General features: G+C 63.3%; 23 protein-coding genes and 1 tRNA gene. 13 read left to right on the forward strand and 11 right to left on the reverse strand.

Annotation, left to right across the window (positions count from 1 at the left end; all coding sequences use genetic code 11):
* Positions 1-99: 99 nt before the first annotated feature.
* From DEVEQU_RS15100 to DEVEQU_RS15110, 3 genes are read left to right on the forward strand one after another with little or no spacing between them, the layout of a single operon-like run.
* On the forward strand, positions 100-564 hold the full coding sequence (locus DEVEQU_RS15100) for a GbsR/MarR family transcriptional regulator (RefSeq protein WP_126151433.1): 465 nt from the start codon (positions 100-102) through the stop codon (positions 562-564).
* Positions 561-1,760, forward strand: coding sequence for an efflux RND transporter periplasmic adaptor subunit (locus DEVEQU_RS15105; protein ID WP_126151434.1), 1,200 nt, complete (start codon positions 561-563; stop codon positions 1,758-1,760). The genes DEVEQU_RS15100 and DEVEQU_RS15105 overlap by 4 nt, the downstream gene beginning before the upstream one ends.
* Positions 1,761-1,763: 3 nt before the next feature.
* Positions 1,764-4,910 carry an efflux RND transporter permease subunit gene (locus DEVEQU_RS15110; RefSeq protein WP_126151435.1) on the forward strand — a complete coding sequence of 1,049 codons (3,147 nt, stop codon included), beginning with the start codon at positions 1,764-1,766 and terminating at the stop codon, positions 4,908-4,910.
* Positions 4,911-4,922: 12 nt separating this feature from the next.
* On the opposite strand, the gene DEVEQU_RS15115 is transcribed toward DEVEQU_RS15110, so the two are convergent.
* Complete coding sequence (locus tag DEVEQU_RS15115) at positions 4,923-5,207, reverse strand: hypothetical protein (protein ID WP_164550432.1); 285 nt, start codon at positions 5,205-5,207, stop codon at positions 4,923-4,925.
* A 246-nt stretch (positions 5,208-5,453) separates the two neighbouring features.
* Here DEVEQU_RS15115 and DEVEQU_RS15120 point away from each other — a divergent pair, with 246 nt between their 5' ends.
* Complete coding sequence (locus tag DEVEQU_RS15120; RefSeq protein WP_126151437.1) at positions 5,454-6,500, forward strand: DNA topoisomerase IB; 1,047 nt, start codon at positions 5,454-5,456, stop codon at positions 6,498-6,500.
* Positions 6,501-6,956: 456 nt separating this feature from the next.
* On the opposite strand, the gene DEVEQU_RS15125 is transcribed toward DEVEQU_RS15120, so the two are convergent.
* The gene (locus DEVEQU_RS15125) at positions 6,957-9,680 is read right to left on the reverse strand and encodes an Rne/Rng family ribonuclease (RefSeq protein ID WP_126151438.1); all 2,724 of its coding nucleotides are present in this window, start codon (positions 9,678-9,680) and stop codon (positions 6,957-6,959) included.
* A gap of 599 nt (positions 9,681-10,279) precedes the next feature.
* On the opposite strand from DEVEQU_RS15125, the gene DEVEQU_RS15130 reads away from it, so the two are divergent.
* Together DEVEQU_RS15130 and DEVEQU_RS15135 are read left to right on the forward strand one after the other, a co-directional pair.
* On the forward strand, positions 10,280-11,506 hold the full coding sequence (locus DEVEQU_RS15130) for an N-acetylmuramoyl-L-alanine amidase (RefSeq protein ID WP_164550433.1): 1,227 nt from the start codon (positions 10,280-10,282) through the stop codon (positions 11,504-11,506).
* 75 nt (positions 11,507-11,581) lie between these two features.
* Positions 11,582-14,056, forward strand: coding sequence for a penicillin-binding protein 1A (locus tag DEVEQU_RS15135; RefSeq protein WP_126151440.1), 2,475 nt, complete (start codon positions 11,582-11,584; stop codon positions 14,054-14,056).
* A gap of 396 nt (positions 14,057-14,452) precedes the next feature.
* Here DEVEQU_RS15135 and DEVEQU_RS15140 read toward each other — a convergent pair whose 3' ends face one another.
* Together DEVEQU_RS15140 and lipB are read right to left on the reverse strand one after the other, a co-directional pair.
* Positions 14,453-14,992 carry a DUF4282 domain-containing protein gene (locus DEVEQU_RS15140; protein ID WP_126151441.1) on the reverse strand — a complete coding sequence of 180 codons (540 nt, stop codon included), beginning with the start codon at positions 14,990-14,992 and terminating at the stop codon, positions 14,453-14,455.
* A 64-nt stretch (positions 14,993-15,056) separates the two neighbouring features.
* Positions 15,057-15,797 (reverse strand): lipoyl(octanoyl) transferase LipB, encoded by a 741-nt coding sequence (gene lipB, locus DEVEQU_RS15145; protein WP_223214245.1) that lies wholly within the window; start codon positions 15,795-15,797, stop codon positions 15,057-15,059.
* 51 nt (positions 15,798-15,848) lie between these two features.
* On the opposite strand from lipB, the gene DEVEQU_RS15150 reads away from it, so the two are divergent.
* Together DEVEQU_RS15150 and DEVEQU_RS15155 are read left to right on the forward strand one after the other, a co-directional pair.
* Positions 15,849-16,082 carry a FliM/FliN family flagellar motor switch protein gene (locus tag DEVEQU_RS15150; RefSeq protein WP_126151443.1) on the forward strand — a complete coding sequence of 78 codons (234 nt, stop codon included), beginning with the start codon at positions 15,849-15,851 and terminating at the stop codon, positions 16,080-16,082.
* A 148-nt stretch (positions 16,083-16,230) separates the two neighbouring features.
* Positions 16,231-16,315 (forward strand) — tRNA-Leu (locus DEVEQU_RS15155).
* Positions 16,316-16,426: 111 nt separating this feature from the next.
* Here the strand turns inward: DEVEQU_RS15155 and DEVEQU_RS15160 are convergent.
* From DEVEQU_RS15160 to DEVEQU_RS15170, 3 genes are all read right to left on the reverse strand, one after another.
* Entirely contained in the window at positions 16,427-17,263 is an 837-nt protein-coding gene (locus DEVEQU_RS15160) for an alpha/beta hydrolase family protein (protein ID WP_126151444.1), read from the reverse strand.
* A 96-nt stretch (positions 17,264-17,359) separates the two neighbouring features.
* Positions 17,360-18,130 carry a WecB/TagA/CpsF family glycosyltransferase gene (locus tag DEVEQU_RS15165; protein ID WP_126151445.1) on the reverse strand — a complete coding sequence of 257 codons (771 nt, stop codon included), beginning with the start codon at positions 18,128-18,130 and terminating at the stop codon, positions 17,360-17,362.
* Between the two features lie 201 nt (positions 18,131-18,331).
* The gene (locus DEVEQU_RS15170) at positions 18,332-18,670 is read right to left on the reverse strand and encodes an MmcQ/YjbR family DNA-binding protein (RefSeq protein WP_126151446.1); all 339 of its coding nucleotides are present in this window, start codon (positions 18,668-18,670) and stop codon (positions 18,332-18,334) included.
* A gap of 126 nt (positions 18,671-18,796) precedes the next feature.
* Between DEVEQU_RS15170 and mgtE the strand changes: the two genes are divergently transcribed.
* From mgtE to DEVEQU_RS15190, 4 genes are all read left to right on the forward strand, one after another.
* Positions 18,797-20,212 (forward strand): magnesium transporter, encoded by a 1,416-nt coding sequence (gene mgtE, locus DEVEQU_RS15175; protein ID WP_126151447.1) that lies wholly within the window; start codon positions 18,797-18,799, stop codon positions 20,210-20,212.
* Positions 20,213-20,641: 429 nt separating this feature from the next.
* Complete coding sequence (locus DEVEQU_RS15180; RefSeq protein WP_126151448.1) at positions 20,642-21,319, forward strand: glutathione S-transferase family protein; 678 nt, start codon at positions 20,642-20,644, stop codon at positions 21,317-21,319.
* Positions 21,316-21,741, forward strand: a complete 426-nt coding sequence (locus tag DEVEQU_RS15185; RefSeq protein ID WP_223214246.1) for a DUF1489 family protein — start codon at positions 21,316-21,318, stop codon at positions 21,739-21,741. The genes DEVEQU_RS15180 and DEVEQU_RS15185 overlap by 4 nt, the downstream gene beginning before the upstream one ends.
* A gap of 101 nt (positions 21,742-21,842) precedes the next feature.
* Positions 21,843-22,703, forward strand: a complete 861-nt coding sequence (locus tag DEVEQU_RS15190) for a division plane positioning ATPase MipZ (protein WP_223214247.1) — start codon at positions 21,843-21,845, stop codon at positions 22,701-22,703.
* A gap of 66 nt (positions 22,704-22,769) precedes the next feature.
* Here the strand turns inward: DEVEQU_RS15190 and DEVEQU_RS15195 are convergent, their stop codons facing one another.
* Together DEVEQU_RS15195 and DEVEQU_RS15200 are read right to left on the reverse strand one after the other, a co-directional pair.
* The gene (locus tag DEVEQU_RS15195) at positions 22,770-23,186 is read right to left on the reverse strand and encodes a winged helix-turn-helix transcriptional regulator (RefSeq protein WP_126151450.1); all 417 of its coding nucleotides are present in this window, start codon (positions 23,184-23,186) and stop codon (positions 22,770-22,772) included.
* Between the two features lie 70 nt (positions 23,187-23,256).
* On the reverse strand, positions 23,257-23,826 hold the full coding sequence (locus DEVEQU_RS15200) for a DJ-1/PfpI family protein (RefSeq protein WP_126151451.1): 570 nt from the start codon (positions 23,824-23,826) through the stop codon (positions 23,257-23,259).
* Between the two features lie 158 nt (positions 23,827-23,984).
* Here DEVEQU_RS15200 and DEVEQU_RS15205 point away from each other — a divergent pair, with 158 nt between their 5' ends.
* The gene (locus tag DEVEQU_RS15205) at positions 23,985-25,154 is read left to right on the forward strand and encodes a D-alanyl-D-alanine carboxypeptidase family protein (RefSeq protein WP_126151452.1); all 1,170 of its coding nucleotides are present in this window, start codon (positions 23,985-23,987) and stop codon (positions 25,152-25,154) included.
* Between the two features lie 4 nt (positions 25,155-25,158).
* On the opposite strand, the gene DEVEQU_RS15210 is transcribed toward DEVEQU_RS15205, so the two are convergent.
* Together DEVEQU_RS15210 and DEVEQU_RS15215 are read right to left on the reverse strand one after the other, a co-directional pair.
* Entirely contained in the window at positions 25,159-25,392 is a 234-nt protein-coding gene (locus DEVEQU_RS15210) for a sulfurtransferase TusA family protein (protein WP_329601475.1), read from the reverse strand.
* Positions 25,382-25,867, reverse strand: a complete 486-nt coding sequence (locus DEVEQU_RS15215) for a CAP domain-containing protein (protein ID WP_164550434.1) — start codon at positions 25,865-25,867, stop codon at positions 25,382-25,384. Before DEVEQU_RS15215 ends, DEVEQU_RS15210 begins: the two co-directional genes overlap by 11 nt.
* Positions 25,868-25,955: the final 88 nt, after the last annotated feature.

Below are 25,955 nucleotides of genomic sequence, written 5' to 3' on the forward strand. Positions count from 1 at the left end.
GTCACGGGATCGTGATGACTTTGCGCGGATTGGGGCTGATGGTGTTTACATCGTCTCGTATGTTCAGTATGCACTGAACGAAATGAAGCAAGGTTCGCCATGGCCGCCGTCGACCGGTTTATCGAAGAGATGGGACTGGTGCTCCAGGATAGTGGAGCGCCGCGCATTGCCGGGCGGATTTTCGGGCTGCTCCTGGCCGAGGGCCGCGAAATGAGCCTCTCCCAGATCAGTGAGCGGCTCGGCGTCAGTCGAGCCAGCGTCAGCACCAATACGCGTCTGCTGGCCAAGGGCGGGGTGCTCAAGCTCACCACCCGCGCCGGGGATCGGCAGGATTACTACCAGATGGTGCAGTCGCCCTATACCGATATGATCGGCGACGTCGCTACCCGGTTCCGGCGCTATGCCGCCACCATGCAAGCCTGTGCCGCCGCGCTGCGGGCCGAGGATCAGGATGCGGCAAAGCGCATCGATCATCTCACCGGCTTTTACAGCCAGTCGGCAGAAATTCTCGATCAGTGGGCCGAGACGCTGCGTCAGCGTCCACCCCAGGGGGACAGTGAATGACCCAAGTCCATGCCAAGCCCGGATGGGCCCAAAGCCGTTTCGAAAAGGAAAATGCCCGCCGCATCGCCAATGGCGAAAAGCCCAAGCGCCGTATCCTGCGCTGGGTGGTGCTGGGCGTGATCGTCGTGGGGGCCGTCGGCTTCGTGCTGCTGCGCCCGCCTGCCCCTGAGCCGGGGGTTTCCAGCGAAGACACGGCGCCGGTGGTCAAGCAATTGCTGGCCAGCGAAATCGTCGAGATTGCCCCGACGACGCTGAGCCAGACTGTCAAGGTCACCGGCACGCTGGTGCCGGGCCAGCAGTCGGCTGTGGCGTCCATGGCGTCGGGCCGGGTGCTGAGCGTCACCGTGCGGCCGGGCGACACCGTTGCCCAAGGCGCGGTGCTGGCCGAGATCGATCGGGCCACCCTGGCGCTGCAGGTCAATCAGCAGCGCGCCACCGCCGAGGCCACGCGCCTGCAACTGGCATCGGCGCGCCAGCAGCTTGAACGCACCGAGGAACTGGCACGCCAGGGCCTGGCCAGTCCCTCGACACTGGAACAGGCGCGCACCTCGGTTGCGACCTTCGCTGCAAATCTCACAGGGCTCGAAAGCGCCGTCGAAAGCGCCGAAATCGCGCTCGACAATGCCACGGTGCGCTCGCCGCTCGATGGTGTGGTCTCAGTCCGTTCGGTGGAGCCGGGCCAGACGATCAGTGCCGGCACGCCGCTCTTTACCGTGGTCAATCTCGACGCCATGGAATTCGACGCCTCTGCCTCGGTCAATTCCAGTGCGCTGGTCAAGCCGGGCCAGAGTGTTGGCATTACCGTCACCGGGATCGAGGGCAGGACCTTCACCGGCAGCGTCACGCGGGTCAATCCGGTGGCGATTTCAGGCACTCGCGCGGTGCCGATCTATGTGTCGATCGAAAACACCGAGGGCCTGTTGCGCGGGGGCATGTTCGCGACCGGCTATATTACCGTGGCGGAAAAGCGCGATGCCATCGCCCTGCCGGCCACCGCCCTCTTCGAGGATGCCGATGGCAGCTTCGTGCTGGTGCTCGACAATGGCACGCTGGTGCGCAAGCCGGTCACCCCCAGCGCCGAATGGGATCGCGGCCGTGTGCGCGAGGTCGAGGGACTGGCCGCAGGCGATGTGGTGGTCGCGGCGGCGCTCACCACCCTTGCGGCCGGAGACGCCTATGAAGTGCTGGGGAACTGAGCCATGTTCCTGACCCGCATCAGCGTCAATCATCCCGTCTTTGCCACCATGGTCATGGTGGCGATCATGGTCTTCGGCATTTATTCCTATCAGCGCCTGCCGGTGGAGCAGCTGCCCGATATCGACCTGCCGGTCGTGGCGGTGGTCGTTTCCTATCCCGGCGCCTCGCCCGAGGCGGTGGAGGCCGACGTCATCGAGCCCATAGAGGATGCGGTCAATACCATTGCCGGGCTCGATACCATCCAGTCGGTGGCCCAGGCCGGCCAGGCCATGATCATCATGATCTTCGACCTCGAGGCCAATTCCCAGCAGAAGGCCCAGGACGTCCGCGACAAGATCGACCCGGTCAAGGCGCGGCTGCCGGCCGGCGCCAATGATCCACAGGTGCTGCGCTTCGATCCGGCGGCCTTGCCGCTGCTGTCGCTGGCGGTCAGCTCCACGACGCTCTCGGATCGCGACCTCACCGCGCTGACCAAGGATGTCATCGCCAAGCGCCTGTCCAATATCGATGGAGTGGGCAGCGCCAGCGTCGTCGGCGGGGTGCCGCGGCAGCTCAATATCAATATCGATCCCGATCGCCTCTCGGCCTTCAATATCAGCCCCGGCGCGGTGATTTCGGCGCTGCAGGCCGCCAACAAGGATCTGGCCGCCGGCGCCATCACCCAGGACAGCATCGTCCGCTCGATCCAGGTGCTGGGGCGGCTCGAGGACGAGCAGGATTTTTACGATATCACCGTCGGCAACCAGGGCGGGCAGCCCGTCACACTGCGCGACGTGGCCACCATCGAGGACGGCACCGGGGAGGCCACGAGCCTCGCCATTCTCAATGGCGAGCGGGCGCTGGCCATCGACATTCTCAAGACCCAGGGCGCCAATACGGTCGGGGTCGCCGCCGAAATTCGCCGCACCATCGATCGGCTCGAGGCCACCGAACTGCCTAAGGATGCGGTCAAGATCCAGGTGGTGGTGGACAATGCCAAGCCGGTGGAGGATTCCTTCCACGCCGTGCAGAACATGCTGGTGGAGGGTGCGGCGCTGGCGGTGGTCATCGTCTTCCTGTTCCTCAATTCCTGGCGCTCCACCATCATCACCGGCCTCACGCTGCCGATCTCGATCATCGGCACCATGGTGGCGCTGCATGTGATGGGCTTTTCGCTCAACACCATGACCCTGCTCGCTTTGTCGCTGGCCGTCGGCATTCTCATCGACGATGCCATCGTGGTGCGCGAAAACATCACGCGACACCTGCATATGCGTAAGAGCCACCGCCAGGCGGCGCTGGATGGCACCAATGAAATCGGCCTTGCGGTGATGGCGACGACGCTCTCCATCGTCGCGGTGTTCCTGCCCGTGGCTTTCATGGACGGGATCATGGGCCGGTTCTTCCTGCAGTTCGGCGTGACCGTCTCGGTGGCGGTGCTAATCTCGCTCTTCGTCGCCTTCACCCTCGATCCGATGATGTCGAGCGTCTGGTACGATCCGGCGGCCAATCCCCATGCCAAGCGCGGCCCGGTGGGCAAGGCGGTGCAGCAGTTCGACCGGCTGTTCGAATGGATCACCGAGGGCTATCGCCATCTCATCCGCTGGGGGCTGAAATTTAGAAAGACCGTGCTCTTGATCGCACTGTTGTCGCTGGTCGGCTCGGTCATGCTGTTCCCGCGCGTCGGCGTCGAATTCATGCCGGCCACCGATACGGGTATCTTCACCATCAAGGTGGAAACCCCGGCCGGCTCGGCCAAGGAATATACCGCCAGCAAGCTGCGCCAGGCCGAGGCGGTGGTGCGCAGCTTCCCAGATATCGAAACCACCTATTCGACCATTTCCGGCAGTCTTGCCGCCTCCGGCTCCAATAGCGGCACGCTCACCGTCACCATGGTCGACAAGACCGAGCGCAGTTCCACGCCCAGTGAGCTGATGCCGCGGGTTCGCCGGGCGCTCGAAGCGGTGCCGGGCGCCGAATTCGAGGTCTCGGTGGCCTCCAATCTGGGGGCGGGCACGGCACCGGTCTCGGTGACGCTTTATGGCGACAGCATCGTGGTGCTCGAGCGGCTCTCCGAACAGCTGATGGCCGATATGCGCCGCATCGACGGGTTGATCGACGTGTCGTCGAGCCTTGACGACGCCGAGCCGGTGGTGGGTATCCGGGTCAATCGCGAGCTCGCCGATAGTCTTGGCGTCTCCATGGGCCAGATCGCCGCCACTCTGGGGCCGCTGATCAGCGGCGAGAATGTCGCCGACTGGACGGCCCAGAACGGGCAGGTCTATTCGGTGGTGGTGCGGCTGCCGCAGGATCTGCGCAACGATGTCGATGCCATCGGCAATCTGCCGATCGCTCAGTCCGGGGCCACCGGTTCTGCGGGCATGATCACGCTGGGGCAGGTGGCCGAGGTGGTGGAAAGCACCGGTCCCTCGACCATCAACCGGCAGGACCTGCAGCGCGGCGTCACCATTACCGCCAATGTCGAAGGGGTGGAACTGGGGGCGGTCGCCCCGCAATTGCAGGCGGCGCTGGCGCGGATCGACTTCCCTGCCGGCTATCGCAGCTCCTTTGGTGGGGAAGTTGAACAGATCGCCGACACCATGGGCACGGTCGGGTCGGCCTTGCTGCTCGCCGTCATCTTCATCTACCTGGTGCTGGCGAGCCAGTTCGGCAGTTTCCTCCAGCCGCTGGCCATCATGGGCTCGCTCCCCCTTGCCATTATCGGGGTGATGGTGGGGCTGCTGATCGGTGGTTCGACGCTCAACATGTTCTCGGCCATCGGCTTCATCATGTTGATGGGCCTCGTGGTCAAGAACGCCATCCTGCTGGTCGACAATGCCAACCAGCATGTGCGCGAGGGCTGGAATCTCTATGACGCACTGGTGGAGGCCGGGGTCACCCGCTTCCGCCCAATCATCATGACCACGCTGGCCATGATCTTCGGCATGCTGCCGCTCGCCCTCAATCTGCACGAAGGCAGCGGCCAGAACGCGCCTATGGCCCATGCGGTGATCGGCGGGCTGATCAGCTCGACGGCACTGACCTTGCTGGTGGTGCCGGTGCTCCTGACCTATATCGACCGCTTCAGTGTCTTCATGCGCCGCATCATGCCCAAGGCCCCCGACGACATGGAGCATGCCGCTCCAGTGGAGGCGGGTAGCCAAACTTGAAACGCTAAAAGCTCAGGCTACCACCGACTTGCGGTAGCCCTGGGGCATGCGGCGCTCGGCGATGCGGGCGCCTTTGCCATAGGCGCCGATGGCGCCGTCGACTGTGCCCTGGCGACGGGCGCGTTGCGGGGGCAGGCGGTCGCGCGCGGCGATCAGCTGGCTGACAAAGGCGGCGGTGGGGGCAGTGCGGGCCGAAGAGGGACGCGCGCCATTGGCCTCGATCAGGGTGGGCAGGCCCACAAGGCTATTGTCCCGGTCTGTGTCGTTCTCGGTCAGTCCGTGCATCGACTGTTCCATTTTGGGCCGCCCTGGTCCGGAATGGACCAGGCACCACGGCATCATGACCCTTCAGGGGCAATCGCCGTGCCAGATGGTAACGATTTGTTAACGAAAGGCGATGGCGATCAGTTGCCTCTTCACAGGGAAAGCGCTGCGGGGCACCAACGTCACCACGCGCCTCATGTTCCGCAGAAGTGATCAGCCAGCCAGGAACTGCGGTGGCAGGTCGGTCATTGCTCGGCGGTAGCTCCGCGAGGCTGTGCCATGTTTCCACTGCGACCGCTTTATGACCGGATGCGCGCCGACGAGATCGCGCCCGCTCCCAGCCTGTCCTACTGCTCCGATGACGGCCCGGGCTGGCGCCGCCTGCGCCGCGGCACCGGTTTTTCCTATTTAGACGCCGATGGAGCGCGGCCCGACGCGCGGGACCTCCAGCGCATCAAGGCGCTGGTCATTCCGCCAGCCTGGCAGGATGTGTGGATCTGCAAAGACGCGAGCGGCCATATCCAGGCCACCGGTCGCGACGAGCGCGGCCGCAAGCAATATCGCTATCATGCCGATTGGACGCAGCACCGCAGCGCCACCAAGTTCGAGACGCTGGCCGCCTTCGCCGCGGCGCTGCCGACCCTGCGGGAACAGGTGGAGGTGGATTTGCGCCGCCGCTCACTGGGCTATGAGCGCGTGGTGGCCTCGGTGGTCTGGTTGCTCGATAACAGCCTGATCCGCGTCGGCAATCCCAGCTATGCGCGCGACAACAAGAGTTTCGGACTGACGACATTGCGCAATCGCCATGTCGAGATTTCAGGCAGCACTCTGCATTTCCGCTTCAAGGGCAAATCGGGCAAACACTGGCGGCTGCAACTGGCCGACCGACGCATCGCCCGACTGGTGCGCTCCCTGCAGGACCTGCCGGGGCAGCATCTGTTCAAATATGAGGGCGAGGAGGGGAATCACGCCATCTCCTCGCGCGATGTGAACGCCTATATTTCGAACTTTGCCGGGCCCGGTTTTACCTCCAAGCATTTCCGTACCTGGGCGGCCACAGTGCGCGCTTTTGGCCTGTTCGAAGCCACGGAACGCCCCGAGACCAAGTCGGGCCAGGCCCGCACCGTCAATGCCATTATCGACCAGGTGGCGGCGCGGCTGGGCAATACCCGCACCGTCTGCCGGCAATGCTATGTGCATCCGGCGGTGCAGGAGCATTGGCAGGAGGGTCAATTGCGCCGCTCCGGGCGGCTCAAGCCGGTCGAGATGCTCGACCTAGATGAGGTCGAGACCCTTCACTTTCTGCGGCGTCTGGGGCGGGGGTAAGAGGGCTATCGCATATGGCCACGGACTCTCCTCCCCTTGAGGGGCTTCGACCCGTGCCGGAGGCAAAATCGCTCCAGTGGAGCGATTTTAGTTGAGAAGGCCATTCGAGCTACGCTCGAACGGACTGGGAATGAGGGTGGGGGTGCTGAACCATCCGGGAATCCGTTCGTTGATTGGAGTTTGCTGAACCTGCAGCACCCCCACCTAACCTCCCCCTGTAGAAGGGGGAGGGAGAGCAGGAGCCTAAGCCTCGGTGCCTCCCGATGAGCCCAAAGTGAACACTTCCCCTCAAGGGGGCGGTTGGGAGGGGTGTGCAACACGCTCGAACCCGTATGCGACCGCGCTGCCGGTCAAGGCGAGGGAAGCGCAGGCGGTGAGAGGCCCAGACTTCAACGAGATGCGCCAGTATGCGCAAACGGATGGAAAAAGGGCGGCCCGGAGGCCGCCCCTTATTTTTTAGCCGAGGCCGAGGCGGCGCTGCCACCAGCCGACCTTTTTCTTCTTGTCCGGCTCGCCATCGGTGTTGCCCTCGCTTTCGGCGGGGCTGTCCGGGGTTTCTTCGGCCGGCGCGGCACTTGAGGTGACCACGACGCCCTCGGGCGGCAGTTCCTTCTTCACGCGACGGATCCGGGCAGGCTTGGCCTCGGGCGCAGGCTCTGCAGTTGCGCTGGTTGGCTCGGCGGCCGGTGCTGCCTCGATGGCAGCGGGGGCGCTGACGGCAGCTTCGGTCGTCGCCTCGGCAGCTTCAGCCTTGGGCTTGCGGGCACGAGGCTTGCGCTTGGGCTTTTCCTCGGCGGCGGGCTCGCTCGCAGCTTCTTCCGTGGCGGGCGCAGCTTCAGCCGGTACGGCTTCAGCGGTTTCGGCCTTGGGCTTGCGGGCGCGGGGCTTACGCTTGGGCTTTTCTTCGGCGACAGGCTCGGCAGCGACCTCTTCCGAAGCGGGAGCGGCTTCTGCAGGGGTGGTTTCGGCAACAGCCGGAGCAGCCTCTGCCTCGGCCGGAGCGGCCGCCGTTGCGGCTTCTTCGGTCACGGCATCACCGTTCTCGGTGGCCTCGTTGCCATTGGCCTCGCCATCCTGGTCGCGACGGTTGCGACGACCGCCACGGCGGCCGCGACGGCGGCGACGGCGGTTTTCGCCATCACCTTCGGCGGCATTGCGGGCCGCGCCGTTCTCGGCGCTGTCGTCGTCCTCATCACCCTCTTCGGTGTCGCCAGCGGCTTCGGCATCATAGTCCTGAGCCTGCTGCTGCTGCGGTGCGCGCTCTTCCGAACGCTCGCCATTGCCGCCACGGCGGCGGCGGCGGCGACGACGACGACCATTGCCCTCACCTTCGCCGGTGTCGGCGCGGGCTTCGGTTTCTTCGCTCTCGTCGGCGTCCTCGACGATCTCTTCCTCGACATCGTCTTCAATGACGGCACTGTCGACGCGGACATGGGCGGCCACGCGCTGATCGACATAGGACGAGACGCGGGTTTCGCCCTTTTCGATGCCGAACTGCTGGCCGGTGAGCTTGCTATCGGCGGTGATGGTGATCGAGAGCGCGTTGCGGGCCTCAAGCGCGGTCAGGGTGTCGCGCTTGTAGTTGAGGATGTAGAGCGCCACGTCGGTGGGCACGCGCACATTGATGGACTGGCCCTGCTTGCGCAGCACGTGATCCTCGATGTGACGCATGATCATCAGCGCCAGAGATTCGGTGGAGCGCACGAGGCCGGTGCCTTCGCAGACCGGGCACTTGTGGGTGGAGCTTTCGACCACGCCGAAACGGATGCGCTGGCGGCTCATTTCCATGAGGCCGAAATGGCTGATGCGACCCACCTGGATGCGGGCGCGGTCGTCCTTGAGGCAATCCTTGAGCTTGCGCTCGACGGCCCGGTTGGAGCGGTTCTCCATCATGTCGATGAAGTCGATGACGATGAGACCGGCAAGATCGCGCAGGCGCAGTTGGCGAGCCACTTCATCGGCGGCTTCCAGATTGGTCTGGAGCGCGGTGTCCTCGATATTATGCTCCTTGGTGGAGCGGCCCGAGTTCACGTCGATCGAAACGAGTGCTTCGGTCGGGTTGATGACGATGTAACCGCCGGAGGGCAGGGTGACCACGGGCGAGAACATCTGGTCGAGCTGGTTCTCGACGCCGAACTTGGAAAAGAGCGGCTGCTCTTCGCCATAAGGCTTCACGTTCTTGGCGTGGGACGGCATGATCATCTTCATGAAGTCCTTGGCCTCGCGATAGGCGTTGTCGCCCGCGACCAGAACTTCGTCGATGTCCTTGTTGTAGAGATCGCGGATGGTCCGCTTGATCAGGCTGCCTTCTTCATAGACCAGGCAGGGCGCCTGGCTCTGCAGGGTCAGCGTGCGCACGCTTTCCCAGAGGCGCATCAGATATTCGAAGTCGCGCTTGACCTCGGCCTTGGTGCGCAAGGCACCTGCGGTGCGCAGGATGACGCCCATGCCCTGCGGCACTTCCAGGTCCGAGGTGATTTCCTTGAGGCGCTTGCGATCGGCCGCATTGGTGATCTTGCGCGAGATGCCGCCGCCACGAGCCGTGTTCGGCATCAGCACGGAATAGCGGCCGGCGAGCGACAGATAGGTCGTGAGAGCGGCGCCCTTGTTGCCGCGCTCTTCCTTGACCACCTGCACCAGCATCACCTGGCGGCGCTTGATGACTTCCTGGATCTTGTACTGGTGACGACGCTGCTGGCTGGAGCGGCGACGCTCCGGCACTTCCTCGAGCGCGTCGGCGCCACCGATGGATTCGACCGGTTCGCTATTGGCCGGGGCCTGCTCGATATGGCTGGCCTCGCCGGGTTCCTGCGGATCGGCTTCGGCATCGGTTTCAGCAACGCCTTCGGGCACCGAGACGGTGTCTTCGGCGTCGTCATGGCTTTCGTCCTCGTGCTCTTCGTCGCGCAGCAGGGCTTCGCGGTCGGCAACGGGGATCTGGTAGTAATCGGGGTGGATTTCGCTGAAGGCGAGGAAGCCGTGGCGATTGCCGCCATATTCAACGAAGGCCGCCTGGAGGCTGGGCTCCACCCGCGTGACCTTGGCGAGGTAAATATTGCCCCGCAATTGGCGGCGGGTCGCCGATTCGAAATCGAACTCCTCCAGCCGGTTACCGGCGGTAACGACAATCCGTGTTTCTTCCGGGTGGATGGCATCCACCAGCATTCTCTTGGTCGCCATAATGAACTCCGCGCACCCGCGCGCCGACAAGAGGCCGCCGGAAAACCGGCATCCTGGGTGTGGCGCGTTGCGGGGCGTATGGGTTGGATAGAATTGGGCGCGAACCTCTCACGTTCAGCGCAGGGTTTGTGGTGGTCTTGGCCGGGAGAAAGGGCGAAGCAAAACGGCAATCGGTCTGTTCGATCGCGTCGCGCTCTGTCCGCCTGCGGGCCATATGACCTCTTCCTATTGGGTGGCTGGCCCTGGGCCTGCCACCGTCCGGCTGTTGAAAGCCGAAATTCTTCAAACGGGCGCTGAAACCGCAACTTCCGTTCTGGACCGGAACGCCTTCTGCGTATGACCGTCCAGCCCTGTTTCGAGCCATGGAAGGGGTGTCAGTCCCTCGAAAATGGCCGCGAAACACACGCGCCTGCAGCTTCAGCATGTAGGAAAAATGCGCCAGATTGGCAACAGGAAAGTCAAATTGTCTCGAGTGGCGCCAATTTCAACGCTGCTTTCTTGGCCGGGGGCGCAAATCATCGCATAAGGCCATCCATGCCGCAGAATCGCCCGAGCGCCATGCGATGCGACCCGTTCACCACCCAGGGGCCGGCCCAAGTTTGACCCGAGAATTTTTCCGCCTGACGCTGCTCGTGCTGTTTGCCGCCATGGCGCTGGCTGTGCCCAGCCTGGCGCAGGAGCCCCCGGGCCTGCCCAATGTCATGGATGCGCGCCTGACGGCCACGCCCGAGCGCGTGCGCCTGGTGATCGACCTTGCCGGCAAGACCGAGTTCTCCTTCGTATCGTTGAGCGAGCCAAACCGGCTTGCGGTCGATGTGCGGGCGGGGACGTTTTCGGTGCCTGAAGCGGAGGGCGTGCCGAGCGAGCCGGGCCTCGTCTCCGCCTACACGATCGAGCAGGCGGCGCCCGATCGAGTGCGCACCACACTGGAATTGTCGGGCCCGGCCCAGGTGCAGCAGGCCTATGTGCTCGACCCGTTCGAGGACCAGCCGGCGCGGCTCGTGGTCGATATCATCGCCGCAACGCCCGAGGAATTCGCCGCCAATGTCGAGCGCGACCGACAGGCATCGGAAAGCATCGCCACTGCTCCGGCCCAGTCGACCCCAGCCGGCGGATCGGAATTGCCGTTCGACAGCAAACCGCTGGTGGTGATCGATCCAGGTCATGGCGGCATCGACAGCGGCGCGGAAGCGGCCGGTGGCATCAAGGAGAAGGACATCGTCCTCGCCTTCGCCCTGCGCCTGCAGGAATTGCTGGTGGAGTCGGGGCGGTTCGACGTGGCGCTGACACGCGAGGACGACACCTATCTGCGGCTCGAAGAGCGCGTGGCGCTGGCGCGCGGCAACAAGGCAGACCTGTTTTTGTCCATCCACGCCGACAGCTTCCAGCAGCCCGAGATTCGCGGCGCCAGCGTCTATACGCGCGACGAAAACGCCACCGACGTGCTCGACAAGGTGCTGGCCGACTCGGAAAACAAGACCGATGTGATTGCCGGTTTCACCGTGCCGCAGCAGATGGCGCCCGAGGTGGTGGATATTCTGCTGGACCTGATGCGCCGCGAAATGCGGGTGCAGTCCTTCATGGCGGCACAGGCTATCGTGCACCAGCTCGAGCCCAGCGTGGCGCTGCGCCGGTTCCCGGTGCGGCAGGCGGATTTTTTCGTGCTTCAGGCGCCTGACGTGCCCTCGGTACTGATCGAGCTGGGCTTCTTGTCCAATGCCAATGATATCGCCAATCTGATGCAATCGGACTGGCGGGACCGGACCGCCAATGCCATCGCTCGGGGTATTTCCAGCTATTTCGACAGCCTGGAGACCCAGCCATGAGCATTTGCTATGATTTTAAGACTGCCTCGACGCCGGAAGCGGTGCTGGCGCTCGCAGCGCAGGATTGCTGACTGAATGTTTCGATTGCTCGGCTGGCTTTTTGGTTTCGGCATGTTCCTGGCGCTGGCCGGCGTGGCAGTCGGCGCCGTCTATCTGGCGACGGTGACGGCGCAACTGCCCGACTATACCGTGCTCAAGGACTATCAGCCGCCGGTGACGACGCGCGTGCATGCCGCAGACGGGACGCTGCTGGCCGAATATGCGCGTGAGCGCCGGCTGTTCCAGCCGATCGAGACGGTGCCGCCGCTGCTGGTGCAGGCTTTCCTTTCGGCTGAGGACAAGGAGTTTTTCAGCCATGGCGGCATCGCTTTCGAAGGGCTGGTGCGCGCGGTGCGCGACAATCTCGTGGCGCGCATGGACGGCAATAATTCCATCCAGGGCGGTGGCTCCAGCATTACCCAGCAGGTGGCCAAGAACTTCCTGCTGACCTCCGAGCAAACCTGGGACCGCAAGATCCAGGAGGCGATTCTCGCCATTCGCATCGAGTCGACCTTCACCAAGGAGAAGATCCTCGAGCTCTATCTCAACGAGATTTTCCTCGGGCTCAATTCTTATGGCGTGGCGGCGGCGGCGCTCAACTATTTCGACAAGGCGCTGTATCAACTGACCCTTTCTGAGGCTGCCTATATCGCGGCGCTGCCCAAGGGGCCGAACAATTATCATCCGTTCCGTCGCCCGCAGGCAGCCATCGAGCGCCGCAACTGGGTGATCGACCGCATGGTGGAGAATGGCTATGTGACCGCCGCCGACGCCGCGGTTGCCAAGGCCGAGCCGCTCAACGTCATCCCGCGCGCGGCGGGCAGCCAGCTCTATTCGGCCGAATATTTTACCGAGGAAGTGCGGCGTGAACTGGCAAAGCTCTACGGCGAGGACCAGCTTTATGGCGGCGGCCTGTCGGTGCGCACGACGCTGGAGCCGCGGCTGCAGGAATATGCCAGGCGGGCATTGATGGACGGCTTGATCGCCTTCGATCACGGCCGCGGTTTCCGGACGCCAGTGGCCAGCATCGAGCTGGGCGACGACTGGGGCGTCGATGTCGCCGCCATCAAGCCGCTGAGCGATGTGCCGGAATGGCAGCTGGCCGTGGTGCTGGAGATGGGCAGCAACCAGGCGACGATTGGCCTGCGACCGGACAATGACGTCGATGGTGCACTGTCGCCCGAGCGCACGGTGGGCACGCTGTCCGGGCCGGAAATCCGTTGGGTTTCAAAGCCCTTGCAGGATATTCTGAAGGTCGGAGACGTGGTCTATGTTTCGCCGGTGGCGGGCAAGGATGGAATCTACACGCTCGAGCAGGTGCCCGAGATCGAGGGTGCGCTGGTGGCGATGGACCCGCGTACAGGCCGTGTATTGGCTATGGTCGGCGGCTTCTCCTTCGCGGAATCCGAGTTCAACCGCGCCACCCAGGCGCTCCGGCAACCCGGCTCGTCATTCAAGCCCATCGTCTATGCGGCGGCGCTGGACAATGGCTATACGCCGGCCTCGGTGGTGCTGGATGCGCCCGTGGAAGTGCGCATGGCCGATGGGTCGGTATGGCGGCCGGAAAATTACTCGCAGCAATTCTATGGACCGCAGACGCTGCGCCGCGGCATCGAGCGCAGCCGCAACGTGATGACTGTGCGGTTGGCCCGCGATATCGGCATGCCGCTGATCGCCGACTATGCCCGCATGTTCGGCATTTACGACGATATGCAGCCGGTTCTGGCCATGGCGCTGGGTGCCGGTGAAACCACCGATATGCGCATGACGGCTGCCTATGCCACCATTGCCAATGGTGGGCGCAAGATCGTGCCGACGCTGATCGACCGCATCCAGGATCGTTATGGCACCACGGTCTATCGCCACGACCATCGTATCTGCGAGGGCTGCGCCGCCGAGGATTGGCACGGGCAGGGCGAACCGCGCATTCTCGACAATCGCGAGCAGGTGCTCGACCCGATGACCGCGTACCAGATCACCTCGATGATGGAAGGTGTGGTACAGCGCGGCACCGGCACGGCGGCACGGGCGCTGAATCGCCCGGTGGCAGGCAAGACGGGCACCACCAATGACTACAAGGACGCCTGGTTCGTCGGCTTTACCCCGGAATTGGCGGTGGGCATCTATATCGGCTACGACAAGCCGCGCTCGATGGGTTCGTCCTCGACCGGCGGCGGCATGGCGGTGCCGATTTTCACCAATTTCATGGCCAAGGCCCTGCAGGGCAAGCCTCCGACCCCGTTCAACGTGCCCACAGGCATGACCACCGCCTGGATCAATCCCAATACCGGCGCCAAGGCGTTCGAAGGCGAGGCGGCCATCCAGGAGGCGTTCAAGCCCGGGAGCGGCCCCAACCAGATGACCTCCATCATCGGCATCGACGTCAACGCCATGGACGCCATCCAGCGCCAGCAGAACATGCAGCAGCAATATGGCGGCGGGATTTCGACCCAACCGAGCGGCAATGGCGGGTTCATGGACCCGAGCCTGGGACGTGGCGGGCTGTTTTAGGGGCAGTTTAGGTCTGGGTTGGGTTGCGATGGCGGGGTGGGCGACTAAGCGCTCAAGCGACGGTGTCCTTGCTCGTTACCGATGGACATCCCGCCCTAGTTCACGCCTCAGGCTGAGGGCTACCGCATATGGGTTTGAGCCTGTTGCACACCCCCACCCGGCCTCCCCCTATAGGAGGGGGAGGGGCTGCATCGCGTCCTGGGAAACTTGGTGTCTGAAGCACCGGCCGGTCTATCTCCTCCTATGCGGGGAGGGATGAGAGCCCGCGTCTTATTGGCCAAACCCGATGGCCGTGCCACAAAGTGGGAGGCGGCCCGGGGGCGCAATTGTTGCGCCTCGGTGGCTGTTTGAGTGGCCCTTGGGTCACGCCCGAAGGCGACGTGGCGCGCTCGGGTTTCAGGTGAGCGAATTGGGCGGGGTGCGTTTGGCGGTGCGGCGGGGCTTGAAGGATTCGCCGGGCTTGGTGGCGGGTTCGCGCTTGATCTCGCTATCGCCGGCTGGGTGCTGGGCGACGTGGGGGAGCGGCTCGGTGGCCGGGGTGATATATTCGTCGGCCTCGGCGAAATCGGTTTCGTCGCCCTGTTCGGCCAGATCGCGGATGGCGTCGCGCACTTCATCGAGAAGAGAAGCCGAATAGCGCGAACGCTGCACGCTCTCACCGGTCGCCTCGTGGGAGCGGAACCAGACCAACAGCGCTTCGCTGCCGATGCGCAGCGCCACGAAGGCCAGGAGGCCGAAGACGATGATTTCGAGAATGCCCCAAAGGCCATTGCCGAAACCGGTGCCGAAGCGGAAGAAGAAGTGGTTGATGGCCCAGAGCAGAATGGAAGCCAGCCCCAGCGCGTAGAGAATCGGCACCAGCTTGGGGGAGAGAATCGCATCGAGCCGGAACAGGGTCTGGCGCGAGAGCAGGCGTTTGAGGTCATCCAGGGTCATAGCGGGATCCTCGCTCCGGTTGGTTGGATCAGATTGAGCCGGCCAGGCAGGGCCTGACAAGGGCTCATAGCACGAGTGTGGGGCCGAACAGCGCTTCGAATTGCGCGCGGAGCACAGAATCGACCTCCGGCATGGAGAGGAGAATGCCCATGTCCTCGAAACTGGTCACGCCCTGATCGGTGATGCCGCAAGGGACGATGCCATTGTAATGGCTGAGATCGGGCGAGACGTTGAGCGACAGGCCGTGAAAGGTGACCCATTTGCGCACCCGCACGCCAATCGCCGCGATCTTGTCCTCGCGTCCGAGACCCTTTTCGGGGCGCTGCACCCATACGCCGACGCGTCCGTCGCGGCGCTCGCCGGGAATGTTGTGGGCGGCCAGGGTGTCGATCACCCATTGCTCCAGCCTCTGCACCAGACAGCGGATATCGCGGCCGCGCTGGGTCAGGTCGAGCATGACATAGACAACGCGCTGGCCGGGACCGTGATAGGTATATTGCCCGCCGCGCCCGGCCGGATAGACCGGAAAGCGCGGATTGAGCAGGTCTTCCGGGCGCGCCGAGGTGCCTGCGGTGTAGAGCGCGGGGTGTTCCAGCAGCCAGACTGCCTCACTGGCAGTGCCGGCAGCGATGGCAGCCACGCGCTCATCCATCATGGCCAGTGCGGTTTCATAATCGAGCGGAGCATCGAAGATGCACCATTCAACGGGACGGTAATCGGCGCGATGGAGTTTCGACCGAATTTGGCACGCCTCTGCGGCGCCTGTTAACGCTTCCATAACCAGCCCTGAAGGACTCTGCTGCACGGCGAATCCGTCCTGCATCCCGCAGGCCCACCATGCTTGTTGTCTCTATCTATGAACACTTTGGACAATATTGAAGTCGATATCACCGTGGAACTCGGCGCGACCACCATGCCGATCCACCATTTGCTGCGCATGGGCCGCGGCGCGGTGATCGAACTGGACGCGGGCGAGCATGACCCGCTGAAGATTTACGCCAACAATACACTGATCGCCCGGGGCGAGGTGAATGTCGAAGAGGGACAGTTGCGCGTCTTCGTGACCGAGAAGGTTTTGCGCCACGCGTGAAGCCCATCCGCGATGCATATGGCGATCCGCCTGCAGGATGTCCACAGGCTTACAAGAATTCTCGATTTAAGCGCTTGAGGTTGTCCAAGACCTTTGCTACATCCCCAATCGCTTCGGCGCCAATGGCGTCGGGCTTCTACCACACAGTGCGGTCGTGGCGGAATTGGTAGACGCGCAGCGTTGAGGTCGCTGTGCCGCGAGGCGTGGAAGTTCGAGTCTTCTCGACCGCACCAGTCACTTAGTGAGTGACAAACAAGAAGCTGCCGCAAGGCGGCTTTTTTGTTTTTGGGGGTCTACCCGGCGTGGCCGGGCAGACGAGGGCAGGCGCGTTGCGCCCTGATCGCTCAGAGAGTCTTGGCGAACCAGTCGACGGTCACCTGCATCAGCTTGTCGAAGGCGGTCATGTCGCCCGAGAAAATATTGTAGGTGTGGTCGGCGCCGTCGATGATCTCGACCTGCTTGTTGTCGCTACCGGCGGCGGCCACGATCGCGTCCGCAATGGCTGGGTCGACGACAGTATCGGCGGAACCATTGATGGCCAGGAGCGCGCCCTTGTAGTTGGCAAGCTCATCGGCCAACTTGAGGGCCCGCACTTCCTCGAACCAGTTCAGCGACAGGTTCAGCGGCTCGCGCCAGTCGAACTTCATGACGGTAAAGCCATTGGCCTTGGCGTCGTCGTATTGGTCGGCGAGGTAGAAGGACATGTCGAGCACGCCGGCCCAGGTGACGAGGCTTTTCACGTCTGGCGTGCGCGCAGCGGTGAGCATGGCGATCATGCCGCCCTGGCTCCAGCCCAATAGGCCCAGGCGCGCGTCGTCGATCTGCTCGAGCCCGCGCATATAGGCGATGACGTCGAGGCCGTCCTGCATGCCGCTCGAGGGAGTGTACTGGACATAGTCGACAGTGCTGTCGCCGCTGCCGGCGAAATCAAAGCGGGCGCTGGCAATGCCGGCTTCGGCCAGTTTCGGGGCCAGCAGGTCGTAGCCATTGCCAGCCTCATGGCGATTTGAGCCGGTGCCGTGGAACATGACCACGAAGGGGAAGGGGCCATCGCCCTCTGGCAGGGTGATGGTGGCCGGAATGTTCCGTCCCGTGCCGTTGATGACCACATCTTCATCGGCGGCCATGGCCGGGCCGAAACTTGCAAGGGCCAAGAGGGCTCCCGCGAAAAGCATGCGCATGATTTATCTCCTGATCGAGCCGGACGGTGGGGGCCGTCGGGCGCGGGATCAGCAGATCACAGTTGCGTTTTCTCGCACAAGGGGGCCGAGCGGTCGTCAATGCGAGCGGGTGAGAATCAGCAAGGCCGCATAGGGATTGGTGGTGAAATAGCGCCAGAACAGGCGGCGCGGCTCCTGACCGATGCGCCACAGCCATTCGAGGCCGAGCTTTTGTAGCAGAGCCGGCGCACGGCGGGTCTTGCCGGCAATGTGGTCGAACAGCCCGCCGGAGGTCTTGATCAGACCGACATTGCTGAGTTTGTGGCTATGTTCGGCGATGAAAAACTGTTCGCGCGGCACGCCCATGGCCAGCCAGAAGATATCGGGGGCGAGGGCGTTGATTTCGGCCAGTTTGGCGTCGAGCTCGGCACCCTGAAGATAGCCATGCGAGCGACCAACCACTTTGAGTGCAGGATAGTCACGGGCGATGATTTCGGCGGCCTTGCGATTTTCCGCCTCGGTGGCGCCGAAAAGATAGAATGTCGAACCATTTTGCTCGGCAAGGCGCGCCACATAGTGGAAGAGGTCAGTGGTGGCGACACGCTGGGGCAGGGGCAGGCTGCAGAGGAAGCGCGAGCCAACCACCAGCGGCTGCCCATCGGCGAGCACCTGATCGGCTTCGGCGAAGAGGGCGGCGACCTGTTTGTCGCTGGCGACGCGGGCCAGCACCTCGCCATTGGCCGAGGTGAAATAGAGGGGGCGATTGCCGCGCTGGTGCCTGCGGGCGGCATCGAGCATGACGGCGGCGGCATCATCCATGGTCAGCACGCTCAGCGTCATGCCGCCAACCGTGGTCGTGGGAACCTGTCTGAAATCCGCATAGGCCATGGGCGCCACCTGGTTCTTCGCCCGCTCGATCTGGAGCGTTTCACGTTCTGGTCGATGCTGACCTGTCGCCCCTTCCCCTTGAGGGGAGGGAGGCGAAGAGGCGATAGTCCACCTCGGTTTGAAATGATCTAGGCGCTGATGGCGCAAGCGTCGAGGTTTGGCTTGGCTTGCGGTTAATGAGTAAATAGCCGGGGGCGCCGTTCAGGGGGCCGGCGAGCGGAAGCGACAGGCGTCTTCGAGGCGCAGCGCCAGTTCCTCATCGTCGATCTGGTCGAGATGGATCAGCACGATGGGCTCGCCGATATAGGCATCGGTTTCGAAATAAATGGCCGGTGACACGTCCATCAGCAGGATTTTCTGCTGCACGGGGCAGTGCAGGGCAGCCGTGTCGGCGTCGATGAGATGGATGAAGTGGGCATCGCCGGTGGCGAGGGTGGGCGCCTGCCGCTCATCGCGCAGACTTACGCAATCCAGGTGACGCTCCTCTGCGAGGCGTTGCAGGCGCGCAATGGCGTGTTGAAGCTGATCGCTCTCAGACATGGCCGTCTCCGTGATCCCGTTCAAATGCATCATCGATTTGCATGCGACCGTACTGGCGCATCGTCAATGGTTTGGATAGAGCTTGTTCCGCCCCTGAAACACCCAGGATACGAAAAGGGCTCCCTGATGAGCGAAGAATCCGACCTGGACCTCGGCCACGATGCCGGGATGGAGACCAATGTGTTTCGTGATCCGGAGGGCCGCATCAGCGCCCTCTGGCTCGAGCGCCTGCGCGCTTTTCTCGAGGCCAACCGTGTCGATGACGTGGTTTCCGTGGTGGAGCCGCTGCATACCGCCGATATCGGCGACGTGCTGGAGCAGCTCGATCCGGAGGAGCGGCTCCGCTTCGTGCGGCTGCTGGGGGATCGATTCGACTTTTCGGCCCTGACAGAGGTCGACGAGAGCATCCGCCTCGAAATCATGGATGCCCTGCCCAATGCCGCCATCGCTCGCGGCGTGGCGGAGATGGACAATGACGACGCGGTGTATCTGCTCGAGGATCTCGAGCAGCAGGATCGCGACGAAATTCTGTCGGCGCTGCCGACCTTCGAGCGACTGTCGCTGAAGCGCAGCCTCGATTTTCCCGAAGACTCCGCCGGCAGGCGGATGCAGACCGATTTCATCGCCATTCCGCCGTTCTGGACGGTTGGGCAGACCATCGACTATCTGCGCCAGGAAGCGGATCTGCCGGACGAGTTCTATCAGATCTATGTGGTGGATGCGGCCTACAAGGTGCAGGGCACCGTGCCGCTCGACCGCATCCTCAGGGTGCAGCGCAGCGCCAAGGTCGACGAGATCATGAATACCAGCCTCGTGCTGGTCGATGCCAATGAGGATCAGGAGGAAGCCGCCCGCACCTTCGAACGCTACGACCTGGTGGAAGTGGGCGTGGTGGATGAAAGCGGGCGGCTGGTCGGTGTGCTGACCATCGACGACATCGTCGACGTGATCCAGGAAGAGGCGGACGAGGATATCAAGCTGCTGGCCGGCGTGGGTGACGAGGACGTGTCCGACACGACACTCGACACCGTGCGCAGCCGCGTGCCCTGGCTGGTGATCAATCTGGTGGCGGCGGTGCTAGTCTCCTTCGTCATCGGCTTCTTCAACGGGACGATCGAGCAGATGGTGGCGCTAGCGGTGCTGATGCCCATTGTCGCCTCCATGGGCGGCAATGCCGGGGCGCAAACCATGACGGTGACGGTGCGCGCCCTTGCCATGCGGGAGCTGGATGGCGGGCGTCTCAAACGCCTCATTCGCCGCGAAATGGTGGTGGGCATGGTCAATGGCGTGATTTTCGCCATTCTGATCGGCATCGTGACGGCGCTGCGCTATGGTAATGTCGGGCTCGGCGTGGTCATCGGCATGGCCATGGTGATCAACATGATCGTGGCTGGCACCTTCGGAATTCTCATTCCGATCACGCTCGACCGTTTGAAAGCCGATCCGGCTATCGCCTCGGCCGTGTTTGTCACCACCATTACCGACATCGTTGGATTCTTTGCCTTTTTGGGCATTGCCGGACTTTGGTTCGGGTTGTTCTGACCACAGGTTTTCCACAATTTGACCGCGCGAAGTGTTGCATTTCGGTCGCTTGCTTCCCATTTGCCCGCCAGTTAACGATTCACTTACCGGTGCCTCGACTCTGGCGCGGCACTGGCATGAACGGCTGACAAGGAGCGAGCTATGCGCAGTCAACCGAAGACCAATTTCTGGCGCGCCGCGTCATGGACATTGGTTTGCCTCGTTTCGATGGGGCTGGTTTTCTCCGTCGTTGCCGGGGTCTAGACCCCCGCACTTATCGACGTTCGATTTGGAGAGGGGCGCCCTGGCCACTGGGCGCCCCTCGCCATTTTTCCGGTCTCGCCAGGATGTGCTGATGCGCCATCTGGAAAAGGCGTTGCAGGGGTTCTATTTTTGGGAACCCGGGCATCCACTGGTGAGTGCGCCTGACTGGCGATGTGAGGACAGTCGATGAAAATATTGATTGGTAATCGGAATTATTCGTCCTGGTCACTGCGGCCATGGCTGGTGCTGCGGCATTTCGAGATCCCGTTCGAGGACGAGGTGCTGATGCTATCGGGCTCGGGTTGGCGCGAGGCGTTGCAGCGGCGTTCGCCGACCGGCAAGGTACCGGTGCTCATCGATGGCGAGCTGGCAGTGGCCGAAACCATCGCCATTATCGAATATCTGGCCGAGAAATTTCCCGACAGGGCGATCTGGCCGCGAGACCAAGGTGACCGGGCCCTGGCACGGTCGGCGGCGGCGGAGATGCATGCGGGGTTTTCGACCCTGCGGTCGCGAGCGCCGATGAATCTGCGCGCCAGCCATCCGGGTAAGGTCGATCTCGACGCCGTGGCCGGCGATCTGCATCGGGTGGAGACGCTCTGGGGAAGCCTGCTGGAAAAGTCCGGCGGGCCCTATCTGTTTGGCGCCTTCAGCGCGGCGGACGCCATGTTTGCACCGGTGGCGACGCGGCTGCGGACATATGAGCTGCCGGTATCAGACCGCGTGGCGGGGTATGTCGAGGCGATCTATGCCCTGCCGGCCTTTCAGGACTGGCTGGCCAAGGCGCTGCAGGAGCCATGGGTGGTGGACGACGACGAAATCGATGTGATTCAGGGGCGCGTGGCGCCGGGGACTTTGGCATGATCCATATGGTCAAGCTCTGCGTGGGCGTTTCGAGCTATGAGGAGCTGGAAAGCTACCGCAATGAGCGGGCGCATTGGTGGGGCGCCGATTACGGCGAAGACGTGCATGTGCATCGCACCCGCATGATGCCCAAGCGCGCCGGGGAGATGGAGGGACAGTCCTCGATCTACTGGGTGATCGCGGGGTCAATCGTCTGCCGCCAGCCGATCCTGCGCCTGGCCAAATATACCGATGCCGAAGGCAAGGACTATTGCGACATCATCATGGCGCCGGAGCTCATCAAGACCGTGCCCTATCCCAAGCGCCCCTTCCAAGGCTGGCGCTATCTCGAGCCGAAGGACGCGCCGCCCGATATTGCCGCCAATGACAGCGACAATTCGATGGAGATCGCCGCGGACCTGGCTCGACTCGGGCTGCTCTAGCCTCGCGCCACGCTTGGTTTAACTTTTGTTCATCATAACCCCTCTTGTGCCGCGGGGGGGATGCCCTAAGACTGCGCGCGGATGATTTGAGGAACTCAGTGGTGCGGCAAAGCGCGCATGTCATCGTCGTCGGCAATGAGAAGGGTGGGTCGGGCAAGTCGACCACCGCTTTTCACCTGGCTATCTACCTGCTCTATCAAGGGCATAGGGTGGCCAGCATCGACGTGGACAGCCGGCAGCAGACCTTTACCCACTATGTGCGCAACCGGCGCGACTGGTCGCGAGCCAAGGGGCTGGGCGTGCCGCACACCACCCATTTTCAACTACCGCTGGCGCGCGGCGATTCCGTACGCGAGAATCACAGGGTGGAGTTCGACCTGTTTCGGCAGGCGATCAGCGAGGTGGAGGGCAGCGCCGATTTCATCGTGGTGGATACGCCGGGGTTCGACACCAATCTGACGCGGCTGGCCCATTCGCTGGCCGATACGCTGGTGACCCCGGTCAATGACAGCCTGATCGATCTCAGCGTCATGGCGCAGGTCGACCCGGTTACCGGCGAGCCCAGGCAGTTGAGCCATTATGCCCGGCTGGTGCAGCGGGCACGATCGGAGCGGCTGGCGATCGATGGCAAGACCATCGACTGGGTGCTGGTGCGTAACCGCATCTCCATGCTGTCTTCGCGCAATATGCGGCAGGTGCAGACCATGCTCGACCGGATCGCCATGCGGCTGGGGTGCCGGGTTGCCGACGGCATTGCCGAGCGGGTGATCTTCCGTTCGTTGTTCGCGTCGGGAATGACGGTGTTCGATCCGCTGGATGACGAGCTGTTGGGCGGCGTGCCATCGGCTTCGCATCTTGGCGCGCGGCAGGAATATCGGACGCTTGTGGCGGCGCTTAACCTGCCGGCCGGGGGCCATACCGAGGCGCGGCGCACGCTAGAGGCCGAGGCGGCGAGCCGGTAAGGCAATTGCTGTACGAGCGGGCAGTGGCCCTCGTTTCAGGCCCGAGGGTGGTGCAGTGATTGTGGCCTAACCCCGGGCGTATGCGATCTTGCGGGTTTCCTGGGCGGCAATGGCGTTTTCGCGGGCGTCGTAGATGGTGCGGGCATCGATGATCGCCGTATGATTTTCGGCCGACCAGTCCCACAAGGCGCTGATCGGCTGCTGCAGGGTCTTGCCCAGTTCCGTGAGGCTATATTCGACGCGCGGCGGGACTTCCGGATAGATCACCCGGTTGACCAGCCCGTCGCGCTCGAGATTGCGCAGGGTGAGGGTCAGCATGCGTTGCGACACGCCGTTGATCATGCGCTTGAGCTCGTTAAACCGCAGCGTGCCGTTGCGCCCGAGCATGCCGACGACCATGACGCTCCACTTGTCACCGATGCGATTGAGCACATCGGACATGGCCGAGCAATTGGCATGTTGCGAGGTGTCTGTCAGTGACATGGCTGTGTCTCCTTGGTCTGAAACTCAGGCACAAATATAGACACAGTTACTAGTTGTGACTAGGGGTGGATTAAGCCGCGGTGTGCTCGGCAGCGTAGAGGCCGAGATAGAAGTCGAGATCGCCATTGCGCAGGCCGAGGGATTCGAACACGGCGCCCATGAAACTGACGGGTGCGGTGCCCGGTGCGGTGACGATGCGACCGTCGAGCACGGCCTTGGGACTGCCGGTGAAATGCGCGCCGCCGGCATAGCCGGTATCCGGAAGGCTTTCGGGGCCATTGGCGGTGTGGCTGACCGTATCGAGCAGGCCGGAGCGTGCAAGCGCCATGACGCCATCGCAGATGCCGGCCACGGTCTTGCCGGCGGCATGGGTGGCGCGCAGCACCTCAGCAATATCGGGCGCAGCGGGCGTCGACCAGATGCTGCCGCCATTGACGATCACGGCGTCGATCCTGTCCGGATCAATATCGGCAACGGCCATATGCGGAGTAACCTGCATTCCGCCGGCCGAGGTGACCATTTCGCCGTCGATGGTGGCGAAGCGGGTCTCTATCTTGTAGTAGTCGCGGGCACCGGCGTTGAGCAGGGCGGTCTCCCAATCGGCATAGCCCGGGGTGAGGATGGTAATGATCGTGGTCATGCTGACCTCCTTTGTTGCCGCCAAGGTGTCACCGCGCTGCGACAGGAGGTGTCAGCACCTTCACAGAGGCGTCAGTGCAGGCCTGCCTTTCTTGAGATCGCCCGATTGCGCTGGTAAGAGAGCGCCATTCCTCCACAATTTGCCGGAGTCTTTCCGCCTTGGCTTTTGTTCGTCGCTTGCTAGTTGCCCTGATGCTCGTTCTCGCCGGCCTGGTGCCAGCCTGGGCAACGCCGCTGCTTCTGGCGGACCGGGCAACGCTGGACGTGCTCTATGCAGAGGATGCGGGTCTACCCTGGCACCCGGCATCGCTGACCAAACTGATGACTGCCTATGTGGCTTTCGAGGAAATTGCTGCCGGCAATGTGACGCTCGACACGCCGGTGACCATTTCGCGCAAGGCGTTCAACCTGGCGCCGAGCAAGTCGGGTCTGCCGGTGGACAGCGCCATTACCCTCAAGGACGCGCTCTATATCCTCATCGTCAAGTCGGCCAATGACGTTGCCATGGCGATTGCCGAGACGGTGGGCGGCAATGAGGCCAATTTCGTCGCGAAGATGAATGACGTGGCGCGGCGCATGGGGCTGACCGGCACGCATTACACCAATCCGCATGGCCTGCACGATCCGGCGCAGGTGACCACAGCGCGCGACCTGGCGATCCTGGCGCTCTATATCGAGCAGAGCTTTCCGCAATATATGCCGATGTTTTCGACCAGCGTGGTCAATCTGGGCAAGGCGAAGCTGGAATCCAACAATGGCCTGCTCAAGAGCTTTGCCGGCGCCAATGGCATGAAGACCGGCTATGTCTGTGCCTCTGGGCTCAATATCGTGGCTACGGTGGACCGCAACGGCCGCCGACTTCTCGCCGTGGTGCTGGGCGGGTCATCTGGACGCGAGCGCAATGAGCGTGCCGCCGATCTGTTTCTCAAGGGGCTTTCGGGTCAGTTGCGACCCAATGGGCAGACCTTGCTGACGCTCGGCAATGCTGTCGGGGCGGCGCCGACCGATATGCGGTCGTTGATCTGCGGCAAGGATGCGGCGACTTATGTGAAGGCGCAGGAAGCGGCATTTCCGATGGGTCTCAAGGACCAGCCGAGCTTCCTGACCGACCAGGTCGCCGAGCGCGCGTATACCGCAGTCGACCTGGGCCGGATACGCACCGGCATTGCCTTGCCGCGTCCGCGGCCGCCACACGTGCCGCAATTCTCCATGCCGACCGTGGCGGACAATGTAACACCTGCGCCGGATGCGACGCTGCGTCCCGGTATTCCGGTTTCTGCCGGGGTGATGATCCCGTACCCGATGCCGCGGCCGAGTTTCCGGCCGTAGGCGATCAGTTCGACTTCCGGATGCTGAAGGCCATGACGCCTTCGGCATCGATGTCGATGGCGCAGGCATAGCCGTTCTGACGGCAAAAAAGCGGGATATCGATCTTGGCCATGGGATCGGTAGCCAGCACGATCAGCGTTGCGCCGCTGGGAAGATTGGGCAGCTGCTTTTCCATCTTGAGGACGGGCAGGGGGCATTTTAGCCCCCTGGCGTCGAGCGTTCGGGCATCAATTGCCAAGGACGAGAACCCAGTGGACGCCATAGCTTGAAGTCGGATTGAAGGCCACGGCGACGCCGGCCTTGGTCGCCGGGGCGACAAGGGCGTTGGCATCGGCGGGGCTGTTGCGCCAGCCCGAGAAGGTTTCGGCGAAGGTTGCGTAGCCGGCGCTGAGCTTCATTTCGACGAGGGCCTGTGGCTTGGCGGGCGCCTGATTGGTCTGGGCATATTGGCTGGCCAGGGCCTGGGCGGTGCCATTAAGGCCGGCATCTGCAACCAGCGGCGGCATATTGCGAGTGGCCCGATAGGCGTTGACGAGGTTGATGGCCTGTTGGCTGTCGAGCACCGCATTGGGCTGGTCCATGCGGGCGCTGAGGGCCGGTGTCAGCGCACCGGCGGACGAGGCGCCACCACCGAATGAGGAACAGCCGGCGAGAGCCACGACGGATGCCAGCGCCATTGCGGACACGGCCAGAATTTTGCGGGAGGAAAGCATCTTTATCCTTTTCAATCCATCCGAGCCCCGCCCGCCCTCTAGCATGCCGAGCCTAGTGACCGGTTAACGGGAGGATAAAGCCTCCCGT

The organism is Devosia equisanguinis (assembly GCF_900631955.1).
Lineage (GTDB): Bacteria > Pseudomonadota > Alphaproteobacteria > Rhizobiales > Devosiaceae > Devosia > Devosia equisanguinis.